This window comes from Streptomyces malaysiensis subsp. samsunensis, assembly GCF_024519315.1.
Taxonomy (GTDB): Bacteria; Actinomycetota; Actinomycetes; order Streptomycetales; family Streptomycetaceae; genus Streptomyces; species Streptomyces malaysiensis.
In genome coordinates, this window is record NZ_JANIIC010000016.1 from 39,132 (window position 1) to 53,472 (window position 14,341).

Consider the following 14,341-nt stretch of genomic DNA (forward strand, 5'->3'; position numbering starts at 1 on the left):
AATGCCGTGATTCATCTCACGTTTGAGGGTGGGAATTCCTGGGAGCTATGTCGGAATTGATGCTATTTATCCCATTGTTTGGCGAGACTGGGGCCCACGTAATCAAGATGGAACGCGGTGAGGTCTCGCAATGTGACCACGCTGTCCCCCTCTTCCTCGTCTCCCTCGTCCCTCTCGCCCCACAGCTTCCCGGCGACCCGGATCACCCCGCCGAACATCGCGACCACCAGCCGCGGCCGCGGATCGGCGTCGATGTCCAGCCCCTCGCGGCGGGCGATCTCGCGCGCCAGCCGCTCCTCCATCTCGGCGATACGGCGCAGATGCACGGCGAGCAGACTCGGCGTCGACTCGATCACCCGGTACATCCGGATGTGGAGCTCGGGCGGCACCATCTGCTCGATGGAGTCCCCGATGCTCCCCCAGGCGTCGAGCGCCGCACCGCGCAGCGCGGCCAGCGGCGCCTCGTCCGCGGGGCGGCCGCACAGGGCGGCGAAGAAGTGGCACTCGGCCGCCTCCTGGCTGGCGAAGGCGACGTCCTCCTTGCTGGTGAAGTACCGGAAGAAGGTGCGCTGGGAGACCTCGACCGCCTCGGTGATCTCGTCGACCGTGGTCCGCTCGTATCCCTGACGGGTGAACAACTCCAGTGCCGCACGCACCAGGGCGTTCCGCGTCCGCCGCTTCTTGCGCTCGCGCAACCCGGCCGGTGGCGGTGTCCCCGTGTCCGCCACTGCCTCGTCCGTCGTCACCTATCGGCTCGCTTTCTACCGGTTTCGGGCCGCGTCGCGGCTGCTCAGGATACCTGTGACTAAAACGTCAGTTACCGGCGGATGAATCAGTTTGTCAATTGTCAGATGCTGACATTAGCCTCCGGTCATGACCTCTTCGACCGCCGTCGCCGATTCGGCGCCGGAACCTCCCATAACCGAACGCCCGAAGGGGCTTCGGGGTCATCCATGGCTGACGCTTCTCACCGTCGCCCTCGGCGTGACGATGGTCGCCCTCGACGGCACGATCGTCGCCATCGCCAACCCGGCCATCCAGAAGGACCTCGGCGCCTCGCTGGCCGATGTGCAGTGGATCACCAACGGCTATCTGCTGGCCCTCGCCGTCGCGCTGATCACCGCCGGCAAGCTGGGCGACCGCTTCGGCCACCGCCAGACCTTCCTGATCGGCGTCGTCGGCTTCGCCATCTCCTCCGCGGCCATCGGCTTCTCCGGCGAGGTCTCGCTCGTCGTGGCCTTCCGGGTGCTCCAGGGGCTGTGCGGCGCGCTGCTGATGCCCGCGGCGCTCGGGCTGCTGCGCGCCACCTTCCCCGCCGAGAAGCTCAACATGGCCATCGGCATCTGGGGCGCGGTGATCGGCGCCTCCACCGCCGCCGGGCCCATCGTCGGCGGACTGCTCGTCGAGCATGTCAACTGGCAGTCGGTCTTCTTCATCAACGCGCCCGTCGGCGTGCTGGCCGTGGTCCTCGGACTGCTGCTCCTGGTGGACCACCGCGCCGAGAAGGCCCCGCGGTCCTTCGACATCCCCGGCATCGTGCTGCTGTCCGGCGCGATGTTCTGCCTCATCTGGGCGCTCATCAACGCCGCCGACTGGCACTGGACCGACCAGCGCACACTGCTCTTCCTGGGGCTGGCGGTGGTCTGCTTCGGCCTCTTCGTCTTCTGGGAGAGCCGGACGCCGGAGCCGCTGCTGCCGCTCAGCATGTTCCGCTCGGTGCCGCTGAGCGCGGGCACCGTGCTGATGGTGCTGATGGCCTTCGGCTTCATGGGCGGGCTGTTCTTCGTCACCTTCTATCTCCAGAACGTGCACGGGATGAGCCCCGTCGACAGCGGACTGCGGCTGCTGCCGCTCACCGCGATGATGATCGTCGCCTCGCCGCTGGCCGGTGCGGTGATCACCAAGTTCGGGCCGCGGACGCCGCTGGTGATCGCCATGGTGATCACCGCCGTGGCGATGTTCGGCATGTCCCGGCTGGACGTGGACAGCGGCGGCCTGGAGATGGCCGTGTGGTTCGCCCTGCTGGGCCTGGGCCTCGGCCCGGTGATGGTCGGCGCCACCGAGGTCATCGTCGGCAACGCCCCGATTCAGCACGCCGGTGTCGCCGGCGGCCTCCAGCAGGCCGCGATGCAGGTCGGCGGCAGCCTCGGCACGGCCGTCCTGGGAGCGGTCATGGCGGGCCGGGTGGACAGTACGCTGTCGGACAAGTGGGCCGACGCCGGGCTGCCGCCGATGCCCGAGGGCGCGGAGTCCAAGGCGTCGGACGCCGTCGAGGTCGGCATCGCCCCGGTCGCCAAGGGCACTCCGCCGGAGATCGCGGGCAAGATCACGGCCGTCGCGCATGACACCTTCGTGTCAGGGATGGGCCTCGCCTTCACCGTGGCCGCTGTCGTCTCGGTGGTCGCGGCCCTGGTCGCGGCCTTCACCAAGCGCGGCGAGAACGCGGACGCGGCCGGAGGGGCCGTTCATATCTGACCCCTCGCGGTCAACCCCCTATCAGGGTGGACCTTGATCGACCCCATGGTGGGGAACGGGAGCCGGCGGACACGCTGGCTCCCGTTCTGTTCTTTCCACACGGGGAGCGAAAGCACCATGCGCAAGATCATTACGGCCGCCGTCTCGGCACTGGCCCTCACCGCCACCCTCGCCCCGGCCGCGGCGGCCCGGTCCGCGGCGCCACCGCGGCTGGGCAACTGCGCCGCCGGTCAGCTGTGCCTGTGGCGCGGCGACGGCTTCACGGGGGCGCGCCAGGCCCATGAACTGGCCGATGTCGACATCGAAAGCTGTGTGCCGCTGCCGGCCGGCACCACCGCGGCCTCCCTGGCGAACCGCACGGGCCGTCCGGTGACGGCGTATCAGAGCCGCGAATGCGCCGAGACGGCGGAGTTCCACACCTATCCCACGGGCTCCTGGTCCCCCGAAACCCCGTACCAGGTACGGGCTTTCAAGATCTGGGAAGGCTGACCCGGCCGGGGCCTGCACCGGATCCCGCCGCCGCCCGGGGTGCGGGGCTCTGCCCGGCCCCCGGGCGGTCGGTCATCGGGGGCTGATCGTTCCCCACCCCGCCCCTTCCCGAACCATGGGCTCCGCCCCTGGACCCCGACGCTCATCCGACCGGTCCGCGCCCGCCGGACGCCCATGACCCGATGCGACCCCGCCGCCCGGCACCGCGTCCATGACCGCGCCGAGAAGCGCCGGGCGAACCCAAACCCAGCCGCCTGGACCCCGGCCCGCGCCGCGGCGGGTCCCATGGCCTCGGGCCGGGTGGGGGTGCGGGGGTGGGTCCCCCGTACCCCAACCCGGGGTGCGGGGGCTAAGCCCCCGTGCTTGGTTGTGCTGGCCAGGGCAGGGCGTACGACGACGCGGGGGCGGGCTGGGAATCCAGCTCGCCCCCGCGTCACGGGTCACTGCCGTCGTAGACGGCTACGCGTCGCCGCCCGCCGGGCCCGGGTCGGCCGCGGCGACGTCCAGCAGCTGGTAGCGGTCGATCGCCTGCTTCAGGACCGAGCGGTCGATCTTGCCGTCACGCGCCAGCTCCGTCAGCACACCGAGCACGATCGACTCGGCGTCGATGTGGAAGAAGCGCCGCGCCGCGCCGCGGGTGTCGGCGAAGCCGAAGCCGTCCGCGCCCAGGGACTGGTACGTGCCGGGCACCCAGCGCGCGATCTGGTCGGGAACCGCCCGCATCCAGTCGGAGACGGCCACCTTCGGGCCCTCCGCGTCCGCCAGCTTCCGGGTGACATACGGAACGCGCTGCTCCTCCTCCGGGTGGAGCAGGTTGTGTTCCTCGGTCTCGACGGCGTCCCGGCGCAGCTCGTTCCAGGACGTGGCCGACCAGACGTCCGCCTTGACGTTCCAGTCCTCGGCCAGGACGCGCTGGGCCTCCACGGCCCACGGCACCGCGACACCGGAGGCGAGGATGTGCGCCGGGATGGCGCCCTTCTCGCCCTGCCGGTAGCGGTAGAGGCCCTTGAGGATGCCCTCGCGGTCCACGTTCTCGGGCTCGGCCGGGTGCTGGATCGGCTCGTTGTAGACGGTGAGGTAGTAGAAGACATCCTCGCTGTTCTCGCCGTACATCCGGCGCAGACCGTCCTGGACGATATGCGCGATCTCGAAGCCGAACGCCGGGTCGTACGCGACGACCGCCGGGTTGGTCGAGGCCAGCAGCTGGGAGTGGCCGTCCGCGTGCTGGAGGCCCTCACCGGTCAGGGTCGTACGGCCGGCGGTCGCGCCCAGAACGAAACCGCGCGCCAGCTGGTCGGCCATCTGCCAGAACTGGTCGCCGGTGCGCTGGAAGCCGAACATCGAGTAGAAGACGTAGACCGGGATCAGCGGCTCGCCGTGCGTGGCGTACGCGGAGCCCGCCGCGATCAGCGAGGCCGTACAGCCCGCCTCGGAGATGCCGTCGTGCAGCATCTGACCGGTCGCCGACTCCTTGTAGGCCAGCAGCAGCTCACGGTCGACCGACTCGTATGTCTGGCCCAGCGGGGAGTAGATCTTCGCAGAGGGGAAGAGCGAGTCCATACCGAAGGTGCGGTACTCGTCGGGCGCGATCGGCACGAACCGCTTGCCGATCTCCTTGTCCCGCATCAGGTCCTTGAGCAGCCGTACGAACGCCATGGTGGTGGCGATCTGCTGCTGTCCGGTGCCCTTCTTCAGCGTGGCGTAGGTCTTGTCGCCCGGCAGCTGGAGCGGCTTGGCCCGCACGACACGGGTCGGCGCGTAGCCGCCCAGCGCCTTGCGGCGGTCGTGCATGTACTGGATCTCCTCGGAGTCCCGGCCCGGGTGGTAGTACGGCGGCAGGCCGGACTCCAGCTCCTTGTCCGGGATCGGCAGGTGCAGCCGGTCGCGGAAGCGCTTGAGGTCGTCGACCGTCAGCTTCTTCATCTGGTGGGTCGCGTTGCGGCCCTCGAAGTTCGGGCCGAGCGTCCAGCCCTTGACGGTCTGCGCGAGGATCACCGTCGGCTGGCCCTTGTGGGCCTTGGCCGCCGAGTACGCCGCGTAGATCTTCTTGTGGTCGTGGCCGCCGCGGCCCAGGTGCAGGACCTGGTCGTCGGTCATGCCCTCGACCATCTTGCGCAGCCGCTGGTCCTCACCGAAGAAGTGCTCGCGGATATAGGCGCCGGTCTCGGTCGCGTACGTCTGGAACTGACCGTCCGGCGTGGTGTTCAGCTTGTTGACCAGGATGCCGTCGCGGTCCCGCGCCAGCAGCGGGTCCCAGGTGCGGTCCCAGACCAGCTTGATCACATTCCAGCCGGCGCCGCGGAACTGCGACTCCAGCTCCTGGATGATCTTGCCGTTGCCGCGCACCGGGCCGTCGAGCCGCTGGAGGTTGCAGTTGACCACGAAGGTCAGGTTGTCCAGGCCCTCACGGGCGGCCAGGGAGAGCTGGCCGAGCGACTCCGGCTCGTCCATCTCGCCATCGCCCAGGAACGCCCAGACATGGGAGTTGGAGGTGTCGACGATGCCGCGCGCCTCCATATAGCGGTTCATCCGCGCCTGGTAGATCGCGCCGAGCGGGCCCAGGCCCATGGAGACCGTCGGGAACTCCCAGAAGTCCGGCATCGACCGCGGGTGCGGGTAGCTGGACAGCGCGTGACCGAGCTTGGACTTCTCCTGACGGAATCCGTCCAGATGGTCCTCGCTCAGCCGGTCGAGCAGAAAGGCGCGGGCGTAGATACCGGGGGAGGCATGGCCCTGGAAGAAGATCTGGTCGCCGCTGTCGTGGTCCTTGCCGCGGAAGAAGTGGTTGAAGCCCACGTCGTACAGTGAGGCGGACGAGGCGAAGGTGGCGATGTGGCCACCGACCCCGATACCCGGGCGCTGCGCCCGGGAGACCATCACCGCCGCGTTCCAGCGGGTCGCGTTGAGGACCTTGCGCTCGATCTCCTCGTTGCCCGGGAAGAACGGCTCGTCCTTGGTGGCGATGGTGTTGACGTAGTCCGTGCTGCGCATCTCGGGCACGGCGACGCGCTTCTCGCGGGCGCGCTCGATCAGGCGAAGCATCAGGTAGCGGGCACGTTCCCGGCCTCGCTCATCGACGGCTGCGTCGAGCGAGTCGAGCCATTCCTGGGTCTCTTCGGGATCGAAGTCCGGGACCTGGCTGGGAAGGCCGCCAATGATGATCGGGTTGCGATCGGATCCGGAAGCCACGCTATTCCTTCGCTTTTCGGTCGTGCTGTGCACGGACATGGATTCGTGCTCTGCTGCTGTCGCGCCGTTCTCCATCGTGTACCTCGGGTACGGGATACGTCACCTCTACCCAGTGGTAACCATCACCGGGGGAGACGGGCGCTCCGACGGCTCTCGGCGTGCGACGGCCGAATCGCAACCTTACGCCCACGACCGGGGTCGTCTGCGTACGACCGTTCGGCCCCGTGGCGGCGTAAGGTGGCTAGTCACACACGTAAGCCGGACATCTCCGGGCAATCCGGTCGGCCGTGCGGCGTCGCGTGTCGTTCCTCCATGATGGGAGTTGCGGCGACACGTCAACGTTTGGGCGGGATCGCTGGCCGGGTACTTGCGCGATCCGCCCGGCCCGTGTGGACTACGCCCAAGCCCCCGCGTACGCGCGCGGGACGTACAGACTCGAAGAGTGAATGCAAGATGACAGGAGGCAATCCGTGAGCGCGACCGCGGACCACGCGGAGGAGCGGACCAACCCTGCCGCGAGGCTGGGTTTCCAGCCCGAACAGGTGGTCCAGGAGATCGGCTACGACGACGATGTCGACAAGGAGCTCCGCGAGGCCATCGAGGAGATCACCGGCCAGGAGCTCGTCGACGAGGAGTATGACGATGTGGCCGATGCCGTTGTGCTGTGGTTCCGGGAGGACGACGGCGATCTGACGGACGCGCTGGTGGACGCCATCCAGATGATCGACGACGGCGCACCGGTCTGGCTGCTGACGCCCAAGACCGGCCGTGACGGCTATGTCGAGCCGAGCGACATCAACGAGGCCGCGACTACCGCCGGCCTGTCCCAGACCAAGAGTTTCAACGCGGGCAAGGACTGGACGGGCAGCCGTCTGGTCACGCCCAAGGCCGCTCGCAGCGGCAAGCGCTGAAGCCGGCGAATCCACACCCCAGAGCCCCCCTCCGTGCCCTTTCGGAGGGGGGCTCTGCACATAGGGTGGACGCGCACCACATGATCATTCGAGCGTGATCAATTCGAGCGTCCTTCGAACGTGATCTTTCGAACGTGATCTTTCGAACGAGAACGAAGGGATATCCCCATGGCGATAGAGGTCGGCGCGAAGGCCCCCGACTTTCAGCTGAAGAACCAGCACGGCGAGTCGGTCAGGCTCTCCGACTTCCGGGGCGAGAAGAGCGTCGTGCTGCTCTTCTACCCGTTCGCCTTCACCGGCGTGTGCACCGGCGAGCTGTGCGCGCTCCGCGATGAGCTGCCGAAGTTCGTCAACGACGAGGTCCAGCTGCTGGCGGTCTCCAATGACTCGCCCTTCAGCCTGCGCGTCTTCGCCGAGCAGGAGGGTCTCGACTACCCCCTGCTGTCGGACTTCTGGCCGCACGGCGAGACCAGCCGCGCCTACGGCGTCTTCGACGAGGACAAGGGCTGCGCGGTGCGCGGCACCTTCGTGATCGACAAGGAGGGCGTGGTGCGCTGGACGGTCGTCAACGGCCTGCCCGACGCCCGGGACCTGAACGACTACGTCAAGGCCCTCGAAACCCTGTAGCGCCCGGGAACCGCTCACTAGGATCGACGCGTTGATCCTGATGGGAAACCTTTGATGAAGGGGCACGCAGTGCTCCTGACGAACCTTTTTTGGGAGGACTCGTGGGAGTCAGCCTCAGCAAGGGCGGCAACGTCTCGCTGACCAAGGAAGCCCCGAACCTGACCGCGGTCGTCGTAGGTCTGGGCTGGGACGCCCGTACCACCACGGGCACGGACTTCGACCTCGATGCCAGCGCCCTGCTGACCAACACCGAGGGCAAGGTCGCCAACGACCAGAACTTCGTCTTCTTCAACAACCTCAAGAGCCCCGACGGCTCCGTCGAGCACACCGGTGACAACCTCACCGGTGAGGGCGAGGGCGATGACGAGCAGATCAAGGTGAACCTGGCGGGTGTCCCCGCCGATGTCGCCAAGATCGTCTTCCCGGTGTCGATCTACGACGCCGAGACCCGCCAGCAGAGCTTCGGCCAGGTGCGCAACGCCTTCATCCGCGTGGTGAACCAGGCCGACGGCAATGAGCTGGCCCGCTATGACCTCTCCGAGGACGCCTCGACCGAGACCGCCATGGTCTTCGGCGAGCTGTACCGCAACGGCGCGGAGTGGAAGTTCCGCGCCATCGGCCAGGGGTACGCCTCGGGGCTGCGCGGTATCGCGCAGGACTTCGGCGTCAACGTCTGAGCGGGTAGGTCCCGCGACCGCCGCAGGCCGTCGAAAGCCGCCGCAGGCTGTCGAAAACCGGCGGAGGCCGGTCAAGGGCCCGTACGAGGCCGTATCGGGCCCCGCGAGGCCGCGTCCGGCCCGTACGAGGCCATATCCGGCGCCGCATCCCTGGCCCCAGAGGCAGGGGTGCGGCGCCGGACGCGCATCACCCACGCATCACCCCGGGGAGGAACCAGCATCATGGGCGTCACACTCGCCAAGGGGGGCAATGTCTCCCTCTCCAAAGCCGCTCCGAATCTCACGCAGGTGCTCATCGGCCTGGGCTGGGACGCGCGCTCCACCACCGGAGCGCCGTTCGACCTCGACGCCAGCGCGCTGCTGTGCCGGTCGGGGCGGGTGCTCGGCGATGAGTACTTCGTCTTCTACAACAACCTCAAGAGCCCCGAGGGCTCCGTCGAGCACACCGGCGACAACCTCACCGGTGAGGGCGAGGGCGACGATGAATCCCTGCTGATCGATCTGAGCAAGGTCCCGGCCGAGGTCGACAAGATCGTCTTCCCCGTCTCCATCCATGAGGCCGAGGCCAGGCGCCAGACGTTCGGGCAGGTCAGCAATGCCTTCATCCGGGTGGTGAACCAGGCGGACGGCCAGGAGCTGGCCCGCTACGACCTCTCCGAGGACGCCTCCGGCGAGACCGCGATGATCTTCGGTGAGGTCTATCGCTACGGCGGCGAATGGAAGTTCAGGGCCGTGGGGCAGGGGTACGCGTCGGGTCTGCGTGGCATCGCTCTAGACTTCGGAGTCAACGTTTCGTAAAGCCGCGTATCTCGCGCGGGGGAGACCTTACGACGAAGGATTGGGTAGGCAGTGCTCCTGAAAACCTTTGGTTGGTCGTTCGCCGTCACGGCGATCGGTCTGGCCCTGGCCGGCGTCCTCTGGGGGTGGCAGGGGCTCGCCATCGTCGGGATCCTCTCGATCCTGGAGATCTCGCTCTCATTCGACAACGCGGTCATCAACGCAGGCATCCTGCGCAAGATGAACGCCTTCTGGCAGAAGATCTTCCTGACCATCGGCATTCTGATCGCCGTCTTCGGTATGCGTCTGGTCTTCCCGGTGATCATCGTCGCCGTCACGGCGAAGCTGAGCCCCATCGAGGCCGTCAATCTCGCGATCAACGACAAGGACAAGTACGAGCACCTGGTCACGGCGGCGCATCCGGCCATCGCGGCCTTCGGCGGGATGTTCCTGCTGATGATCTTCCTCGACTTCATCTTCGAGGAGCGGGACATCCGGTGGCTGGGGTGGCTGGAGAGGCCGCTCGCCAAGCTGGGCAAGCTGGACACGTTCTCCATCGTCGTCGCCCTGGTCGCGCTGCTGATCGCCGCCACCACCGTGGCCACCGACGTGGCTCATGGCGGCGGTGACAAGAGCGCCACCGTCCTGCTGTCCGGCGTCGCCGGTCTGCTCACGTACCTGATCGTCGGCGGGATCTCCGGCTACTTCGAGGACAAGCTCGAAGAGGACGAGGAGGACGACGAAGAGGCCGAGGGCGACGAGGCCGTGGAGGAGGGCGAGGGCGTGAAGACCGCCGCGAGCCCACAGCGGGGCGGTAATGGCGCCCGTGGTTCCAGCGGCGCCTCCGTGGTCGGCCTCGCCGGTAAGGCCGCGTTCTTCCTCTTCCTCTACCTCGAGGTCATCGACGCGTCCTTCTCCTTCGACGGGGTCATCGGCGCCTTCGCGATCACCAACGACATCTTCGAGATGGCGCTGGGTCTGGGCATCGGCGCCATGTACATCCGGTCGCTGACCGTCTTCCTGGTCCGCAGGGGCACCCTGGACGACTACGTCTACCTGGAGCACGGCGCGCACTACGCGATCGGCGCGCTCGCCGTCATCCTGCTGGTCACGATCAAGTACGAGATCAACGAGGTCATCACCGGCCTGGTGGGCGTGGTGCTGATCGCCGCCTCGTACTGGTCCTCGGTCGTGCGCAACCGCCGGGAGGCGGCCGCCGGGGAGGGCTCGGAGACCAAGACGGAAGTCACCTCCGGAGTCTGACCTCCGGGAGTGTGACGCGGCGGCGTTTGAGGAACGCTCTCAGCGGGGCGGCCGAGGTCTTCGACCTCCCGGCCGCCCCGCGGCAGTTGGGCAGGTTTTCGGGCGGCTTTGAAGCAGCGGAGCCACGAAGGGTGGGGGTGCGCACCATGGCGTTCTGGAGCAACTGGGGACGGTCCGCATGGCGTCAGTTCGACAGCGGTGACGCGTCCGGTGTGGTCGAACTGACCAAGAGGAACGCGACGATCTCACTGACCAAGCAGGGGGCCGCCACCGGCAATCTGCGGATCAACCTCTCCTGGCAGATGCGCACCTCGGACTTCAACAGCAGGGCGGGGCGCGGCTCGCTGCGTCACCCCCTGCGGATGTTCAAGCCCGAGCCGGTGCAGGCCCAGGGGCCCGCGATGGTCAATGTCGACCTCGACCTCGCGGTCATGTACGAGCTGAAGAGCGGCGCCAAGGGCGTGGTGCAGCCACTGGGCGAGTTCTTCGGCAATCTCAACGAACCGCCGTACATCAAGCTCAGCGGGGACGACCGGTTCGGCTCCGGGTCCGGTGAGACGGTCTACGTCAACATGGACCACAAGGACGACATCAAGCGACTGCTCGTCTTCGTCTACATCTACGACGGCACCCCCGCCTTCGACCGCACCCACGGCCTGGTGACGCTCTACCCGAGCAATGGGCCGCGGGTGGAGATCCCGCTCGACGAGCGGGCCCCGCAGGCGCGCTCCTGCGCCGTCGTGCTGATCGAGAACGTCAAGGGCGAGATGACGGTCCGCCGCGAGGTGAAGTACGTCTACGGCTTCCAGGCGGAGCTGGACCGGCTGTACGGATGGGGGCTCCAGTGGGGCCGGGGCTACAAGTCCAAGGTGTGACCCGGGTCCGGGGTGCGGCCCGGGGCCCTGGCGCGGCCCCGGGCCGGGTGTGACCCCGGTCCGGGGTGCGGCAGGCCCGTCCCGCGGCCCCGCCGCCCCTCGTCCGCTATCTGTTCTGGAACTGCGGCCCCTGCGGCGGCAGGACGAAGTGCGGGTCCGGCACCTGGGCCGGGATCGGCGGCGGGGGCGGCGGCACCGGCCCCGTCGGCTGCACCTGCTGCGGATAGCCGTACGCGGGCGGCTGCGGATAGCCGTACGCCGGCTGCGGGGGCGGATAGCCGTAGCCGGGCTGTGCCGGGGGCTGGGCGGGCGGCTGGGGGTAACCGGCGCCCGGGGCCTGCGGGGGCGGTGGCGGCGCCTGCGACGGCATATAGGCGTAGCTGTCGCCCGGCCCGGGGGGCTGCATGGGCTGGGTGCGATGCGGGTCCCAGGGGTCGGGCGCAGGATGCGGATAGCCGTACGCCGGCGGGTGGGCCTGGGTCGGCTCCTCGGACGACTGCGGGGGCGTGGTGCCGGGGGCCGCCGGGGACGCCGCGACAGGCGGTGCGGGGGGTGCGGACGCCGCGGCGGCCATGGGCTCGGGCGCCCCGGTGGCCGGGGGCTCGGGAGCGGATGCGGCCATGGGCTCGGGAGCGGCGGTGGCTCCCGGCGCGTCCGTGGCTCCGCCGCCCTCCGAGCCGCCCTCGTCCTCGCCGTCCTCCACAGAGATCCCGTACTGCGTGGCCAGCCCGACCAGTCCCGACTCATAGCCCTGCCCGAGGGCCCGGAACTTCCAGGAGTCGCCGCGCCGGTAGAGCTCCCCGCAGATCAGCGCGGCCTCCTTACCGGTCTCCGGCAGCACCGCGAAGATCGCGATCGGCTCGGCGTCCGGCCCGTCCGGCGCACCGGGGGAGGCGTCGTACAGCAGCAGGCTCAGGTCCCGTACCTGCCCGAAGGCGCCCCCGTCGGCGGACGCGGCGAGCACCACCCGGCGCACCCCCGGCTCCAGCCCGGAGAACTCGGCCTCGATGGTGTCCGTCAGCGCGTCCTGGAACGGCTTCTTGGGCAGATGCCGGACCAGACCCGAGGGGTGGTTCGGCTGGTTGTAGAAGACGAAGTCCTCGTCCGAGCGCACCCGGTCGTCCGTGCCCAGCAGCAGCGCCGAGGCGTCGACATCGGGTACGTCCGTGCCGGGGGTCCAGCGCAGCACCGCGCGTATGGCTGTGGCCTCCAGCGGGATGTTCGATCCCTTGAGCATCGCCTGCGTCATGGCGGCAATCCTGCCTTCCCGGGGGGTGCCGGGACAACGCAGGGGTGCGGGGCGGGTGGCGGTGCGGAGGTGGTACGGGACGGCAGGGCGGGCATGCCGGACACCGCGTGGACGCACATGGGTTACGTGATTTTCACGCCCTTGGGGAACTTTTGACCCATGGCCACACGTACGATTATCGGCCAACCGCGGGTCGGCGTGACCGAGGCGGCGTACCGGCAGTACGGGGAGTAACATGCGGCATTTCGAACATCTGCCGGGCGAGGTGCGGGCGAGCCTCTTCCACCAGGAGCCCGGTGAATTCGGCGTGGATTCCCCCGCCCGGACGCTGGCCGTCGCGCTCGGCGCGACCCTGTACTGCCCGGCGACCCGGCCCCGGCTCGCCGAGGACATCGTGAAACAGGCAGGTCACGGCGTGGTGTCCATGGTGCTGTGCCTGGAGGACTCCATCGACGACGCCGAGGTGCCGGGGGCGGAGGAGAACCTCGTACGGCAGCTCGCGGAGCTGTCCCGGCTCGGCCCCGGCACCCAGCTGCCGCTGCTCTTCATCCGGGTCCGCACCCCGGAGCAGATCGTGGATCTCATCGACCGGCTCGGAGCGGGCGTACGACTGCTGTCCGGATTCGTACTGCCGAAGTTCACCGAAGAGCGTGGCGGAGCCTTCTTCGAGGCGCTGATGTCGGCCGAAAACGCCCAGGTGACCGAGGCATTGGGCGGTCGGCCGCTCTTCGCCATGCCGGTTCTCGAATCGCCCGAGCTGATGCACCGCGAGACGCGCACCGACACCCTGAGCGGCATCAGCCGGATTGTCGACAAGTACCGGGAGCGGGTGCTGGCGCTGCGCCTCGGGGTCACCGATCTGTGCTCGGCGTACGGGCTGCGCCGGGCGCCGGACATGACCGCCTACGACGTCCAGCTGGTCGCGTCCGTGATCGCGGACGTGGTGAACATGCTGGGCCGGGCCGATGGCACGGGCTTCACGATCACCGGACCTGTGTGGGAGTACTTCACACCCCATGAGCGGATGTTCAAACCGCAGCTGCGGATCAGCCCCTTCAGCAGCGGCCGCGCCGAATCCCTGCGCACCGCGCTGATCGAACACCACATGGACGGGCTGCTCCGCGAGATCGAGCTGGACCGGGCCAACGGCCTCCAGGGCAAGACCTGCATCCACCCCACCCATGTGGCCCCCGTACACGCGCTGTCCGTCGTCAGCCATGAGGAGTTCAGCGACGCGGTGGACATCCTCGAGCCCCAGCGCGGCGGGGGCGGGGTGTTGCGTTCCTCGTACACCAACAAAATGAACGAGGTGAAGCCGCACCGTGCCTGGGCCGAGCGGACCCTGCGCCGCGCGGAGGTCTTCGGGGTGGCCCGGGAGGATGTGAGCTTCGTGGAACTGCTGGCGGCGAGCCTGCGGACGTAGAGCGAACCGGGCCGGGACGGGACGGGACGGGCCCGGGGCGTCCCCGGGCGACTGACGACGGAAACGAGGCGCAGGACGGCGTGAGCGTGGGCAACGTGTGGTCGGGGCAGTGGGTCGCGGACCGGCTGGGAGTACGGCTGGACGGCGATGGCGACGGCCGCTGGGGCGGCGCGGGCGGCTGGGTCGGCGACGGCTGCCAGGGCGCCCTCGGCGGCGACGGCGGCAGCGGTCCGGGTGGCGACGGCGGCAGCGGTGCCAGTGGCGACGGCGGCGGCGGTGCCAGTGGCGACGGTGTCCGGGTCGGCGGCAGCGGCGGCGACGGTGGTCAGGGCGCCCAGCGTGGCGACGGTGCCGGTGGCGGGAACGGCGACGGTGTCCGGGGCGGC

General features: G+C 68.9%; 12 protein-coding genes. 9 read left to right on the top strand and 3 right to left on the bottom strand.

Translation table 11 applies throughout. From position 1 onward, the window contains the following. Window positions 1-62: 62 nt before the first annotated feature. Window positions 63-746, bottom strand: a complete 684-nt coding sequence (locus NQU54_RS15875) for a TetR family transcriptional regulator (protein ID WP_257631629.1) — start codon at window positions 744-746, stop codon at window positions 63-65. Window positions 747-873: 127 nt separating this feature from the next. Between NQU54_RS15875 and NQU54_RS15880 the strand changes: the two genes are divergently transcribed. Both NQU54_RS15880 and NQU54_RS15885 read left to right on the top strand, forming a co-directional pair. Next, on the top strand, window positions 874-2,475 hold the full coding sequence (locus NQU54_RS15880) for an MFS transporter (protein ID WP_079153099.1): 1,602 nt from the start codon (window positions 874-876) through the stop codon (window positions 2,473-2,475). Window positions 2,476-2,592: 117 nt separating this feature from the next. Beyond that, window positions 2,593-2,964 carry a peptidase inhibitor family I36 protein gene (locus NQU54_RS15885; RefSeq protein ID WP_257631630.1) on the top strand — a complete coding sequence of 124 codons (372 nt, stop codon included), beginning with the start codon at window positions 2,593-2,595 and terminating at the stop codon, window positions 2,962-2,964. A 459-nt stretch (window positions 2,965-3,423) separates the two neighbouring features. Here the strand turns inward: NQU54_RS15885 and aceE are convergent, their stop codons facing one another. After that, window positions 3,424-6,153 (bottom strand): pyruvate dehydrogenase (acetyl-transferring), homodimeric type, encoded by a 2,730-nt coding sequence (gene aceE, locus NQU54_RS15890; protein ID WP_257631631.1) that lies wholly within the window; start codon window positions 6,151-6,153, stop codon window positions 3,424-3,426. Window positions 6,154-6,623: 470 nt separating this feature from the next. On the opposite strand from aceE, the gene NQU54_RS15895 reads away from it, so the two are divergent. The 6 genes from NQU54_RS15895 to NQU54_RS15920 all read left to right on the top strand — a co-directional run bounded on the left by NQU54_RS15895 (window position 6,624) and on the right by NQU54_RS15920 (window position 11,283). Next, window positions 6,624-7,064 (top strand): DUF3052 domain-containing protein, encoded by a 441-nt coding sequence (locus NQU54_RS15895; protein ID WP_069866239.1) that lies wholly within the window; start codon window positions 6,624-6,626, stop codon window positions 7,062-7,064. Between the two features lie 168 nt (window positions 7,065-7,232). Beyond that, window positions 7,233-7,691, top strand: a complete 459-nt coding sequence (locus tag NQU54_RS15900) for a peroxiredoxin (protein WP_079257464.1) — start codon at window positions 7,233-7,235, stop codon at window positions 7,689-7,691. Between the two features lie 101 nt (window positions 7,692-7,792). After that, the gene (locus NQU54_RS15905; protein ID WP_069866243.1) at window positions 7,793-8,368 is read left to right on the top strand and encodes a TerD family protein; all 576 of its coding nucleotides are present in this window, start codon (window positions 7,793-7,795) and stop codon (window positions 8,366-8,368) included. A gap of 222 nt (window positions 8,369-8,590) precedes the next feature. Further along, on the top strand, window positions 8,591-9,166 hold the full coding sequence (locus NQU54_RS15910) for a TerD family protein (protein ID WP_100807357.1): 576 nt from the start codon (window positions 8,591-8,593) through the stop codon (window positions 9,164-9,166). A gap of 51 nt (window positions 9,167-9,217) precedes the next feature. After that, window positions 9,218-10,408, top strand: coding sequence for a DUF475 domain-containing protein (locus NQU54_RS15915; RefSeq protein ID WP_257631632.1), 1,191 nt, complete (start codon window positions 9,218-9,220; stop codon window positions 10,406-10,408). Window positions 10,409-10,554: 146 nt separating this feature from the next. Beyond that, window positions 10,555-11,283 carry a TerD family protein gene (locus NQU54_RS15920; protein WP_069866343.1) on the top strand — a complete coding sequence of 243 codons (729 nt, stop codon included), beginning with the start codon at window positions 10,555-10,557 and terminating at the stop codon, window positions 11,281-11,283. A gap of 106 nt (window positions 11,284-11,389) precedes the next feature. Here NQU54_RS15920 and NQU54_RS15925 read toward each other — a convergent pair whose 3' ends face one another. Further along, window positions 11,390-12,532 carry a TerD family protein gene (locus NQU54_RS15925; RefSeq protein ID WP_257631633.1) on the bottom strand — a complete coding sequence of 381 codons (1,143 nt, stop codon included), beginning with the start codon at window positions 12,530-12,532 and terminating at the stop codon, window positions 11,390-11,392. A gap of 235 nt (window positions 12,533-12,767) precedes the next feature. On the opposite strand from NQU54_RS15925, the gene NQU54_RS15930 reads away from it, so the two are divergent. Further along, complete coding sequence (locus NQU54_RS15930) at window positions 12,768-13,955, top strand: HpcH/HpaI aldolase/citrate lyase family protein (RefSeq protein ID WP_257631634.1); 1,188 nt, start codon at window positions 12,768-12,770, stop codon at window positions 13,953-13,955. The last annotated feature ends 386 nt before the right edge of the window (window positions 13,956-14,341 follow it).